Origin of the sequence: Streptomyces sp. NPDC006265 (genome assembly GCF_040613555.1) — a bacterium.
Lineage (GTDB): Bacteria > Actinomycetota > Actinomycetes > Streptomycetales > Streptomycetaceae > Streptomyces.
In genome coordinates this window covers 1-2,921 of record NZ_JBEXSH010001024.1, presented here as the reverse complement: position 1 = coordinate 2,921, position 2,921 = coordinate 1, and the positions used below count along the sequence as shown (strand labels likewise).

The 2,921-nt window shown below is 71.1% G+C and carries 1 protein-coding gene and 2 pseudogenes; 1 reads left to right on the top strand and 2 read right to left on the bottom strand.

From position 1 onward, the window contains the following. Positions 1–405, bottom strand: a pseudogene (locus tag ABZ281_RS44565) (SGNH/GDSL hydrolase family protein); the annotation flags it as partial. A gap of 156 nt (positions 406–561) precedes the next feature. On the opposite strand from ABZ281_RS44565, the gene ABZ281_RS44560 reads away from it, so the two are divergent. Next, complete coding sequence (locus ABZ281_RS44560) at positions 562–1,950, top strand: cystathionine beta-synthase (protein ID WP_356664004.1); 1,389 nt, start codon at positions 562–564, stop codon at positions 1,948–1,950. Between the two features lie 624 nt (positions 1,951–2,574). Here the strand turns inward: ABZ281_RS44560 and ABZ281_RS44555 are convergent. Then, positions 2,575–2,921, bottom strand: a pseudogene (locus tag ABZ281_RS44555) (transcriptional regulator); the annotation flags it as partial.

Genomic DNA, 2,921 nt, shown 5'->3' with positions numbered 1-2,921 from the left:
GGCCAGCACCAGGGCCACCTGGCGGTCCAGGTCGTCCGAACAGGCCCCGGGGGTCGCGACCGTACGCAGCGCCACCGGACGCTCGGCCAGCGCCGCGAGCCCCGACGCCAGCAGCGCTCCCGGTGTCTGCCCGCCCCGGTGCACGCCCTGGCCCGCGGCCGTGGAGTCACCCAGCATGGTCAGCCTCAGCGGTGCGTCGGCCGGACCGGCGTACGCACGGCCGTACAGCCCGTCCGCGTGCGGCACATGAGGAGACGTGCCGTTGCCCACCCGGCGCCGCGCCAGCTGCACCTCGGCCAGCACCAGCCCGACCGCCGCCGCCCCGGCCAGACCGACCCCGCCGCCGCCGTATGCCGCGCCGGCGGCGATCCGCCGGGCCACCCTCGCCCTCGACATGCTCGTCATGCGTCGCTGCCACCTCCTCGAACCCGTACACCCAGTGCTTGCCCCGTACAGCCCGTCGCCCAATCTCAACAGGGAGTGAACGACCGTCACGGACCACGACAAGGTCATAGGCTGGCGGCACCACTCAGACCACTTCTGCGGCATCCGGAGACAACGGTGCAGTTCCACGACTCGATGATCAGCCTCGTCGGCAACACCCCGCTGGTGAAGCTCAACAGCGTGACCAAGGGCATCAGGGCGACCGTCCTGGCCAAGGTGGAGTACTTCAACCCCGGCGGTTCCGTGAAGGACCGCATCGCCCTGCGCATGATCGAGGCGGCGGAGGAGAGCGGCGCTCTCAAGCCCGGCGGCACGATCGTCGAGCCGACCAGCGGCAACACCGGCGTCGGGCTCGCCATCGTCGCCCAGCAGAAGGGGTACAAGTGCATCTTCGTGTGCCCCGACAAGGTGAGCACCGACAAGATCAACGTGCTGCGCGCGTACGGCGCCGAGGTCGTGGTGTGCCCGACCGCCGTGGACCCCGAGCACCCGGACTCGTACTACAACGTCTCCGACCGGCTGGTCCGTGAGACGCCGGGGGCCTGGAAGCCCGACCAGTACTCCAACCCCAACAACCCGCTCTCCCACTACCACTCGACCGGCCCCGAACTGTGGGAGCAGACTGAGGGGAAGCTCACCCACTTCGTGGCGGGCGTGGGCACCGGCGGCACCATCTCCGGAACCGGCCGTTACCTGAAGGAGATCAGCGACGGCTCGGTGAAGGTCGTCGGCGCGGACCCCGAAGGCTCCGTCTACTCCGGCGGCTCCGGCCGGCCCTACCTCGTCGAGGGCGTCGGTGAGGACTTCTGGCCGACCGCCTACGACCGGACCGTCGCGGACGAGATCGTCGCCGTGTCCGACAAGGACTCCTTCCAGATGACCCGACGCCTCGCAAAGGAGGAGGGCCTGCTCGTCGGCGGCTCCTGCGGCATGGCCGTCGTGGCCGCGCTGGAGGTCGCCGAGCGGCTCGGGCCGGACGACGTCGTGGTGGTCCTGCTGCCGGACAGCGGCCGCGGCTACCTCAGCAAGATCTTCAACGACGAGTGGATGGCCGACTACGGCTTCCTGGAGGACACCGGCCCGAGCGCCCGCGTCGCCGACGTCCTGAACGACAAGGAGGGCGACCGCATGCCCTCCCTCGTCCACATGCACCCGGAGGAGACGGTCGGTCAGGCCATCGACGTGCTGCGCGAGTACGGCGTCTCGCAGATGCCGGTCGTCAAGCCGGGCGCCGGCCACCCCGACGTGATGGCGGCCGAGGTCGTCGGCTCGGTCGTGGAACGCGATCTGCTGGACGCGCTGTTCAGCAAGAACGCCTCGCTGGAGGACCCGCTGGAGAAGCACATGTCCGGCCCGCTGCCCCAGGTCGGCTCCGGCGAACCGGTCGCGGACCTGATGGCCGTGCTGGGCAAGGCGGACGCGGCGATCGTCCTCGTCGAGGGCAAGCCGACCGGTGTGGTCAGCCGGCAGGACCTGCTGTCCTTCCTTGCCCGCACGGGGAAGTGACGGCCAACTTCCGGTGAACTGCCCGTGTATCGGGTGAACTTGCGGCGTCCGTGATCTTCGCGGACGTCGCGGAACCGGTACGCGGGTGTCACGTTCGCGCAGCACCCGCTTAACACGCGTCCTGCACATTGGTGGATGTCGGCAAGGGGCGGGAGCGGCTCCCCGCCCGGGCCGGCGCCGAACGGCGTCACAGGACCTCCGGAGCGGCTCCCGGACCTCCACGGACGCCATGGACGCGCAAGCCCAGGTCCTGACCGGGCCCGCGTCCTTCGCGGGGACCGCCGTCGTCCCGCCCCCCGTCCACGGGGGTGCGGCGGTCCCCGCGCATTTCTTCTTGCGCCCACGAGACCGTCTCCGCTTGCGCCCAGGGGCCGCCGTCTCCGCTTGTGCCCAGATCGTGTCCGCGAAGTCGCGCCTGCCCCGCGGGGTCTGGCAGGCTCCCCTGAGCTCTCGACTCCGCTCGAGCAGGGGTACCCCCACTCGCCGCACCGGACGAAGCCCCGAGTACGTCCAGTGCGAGGGACTCCGCCCGGCACGCCGAGAGCACGCACCGGACGCCGCGGGGCCCGCCCTCCGGGCGAACGACGGGACCTCGCGGACACGACGGGACCTCGCGGACACGACCTAGGAGACCGTCTCCGCCTTCCAGCTGCCCAGCAGCTGGAGCCTCTCCGCCGTCTCGGAAGCGGGCTCGGGCGCATACACCACGATCGTCTGGTCCGGCGCCGCCGGGATCGTGAGGGTTTCGAAGGGGAGGGTCAGCAGGCCCACGACCGGGTGCCGCAGGAGTTTCACACCGTGGTCGCATGGCTTGACCAGGTGGTCCACCCACAGCCCGCGGAACTCCTCGCTGGCCCGGGCGAGTTCGGCGACGAGTTCCCCCGTGGCGGGGTCGCCGGGGTGGTGGCCCGCCTGCAGGCGCAGGTGCGCGACCGTCTGGGGCCCGGCTGAGTCCGGATCCGTCCAGATCG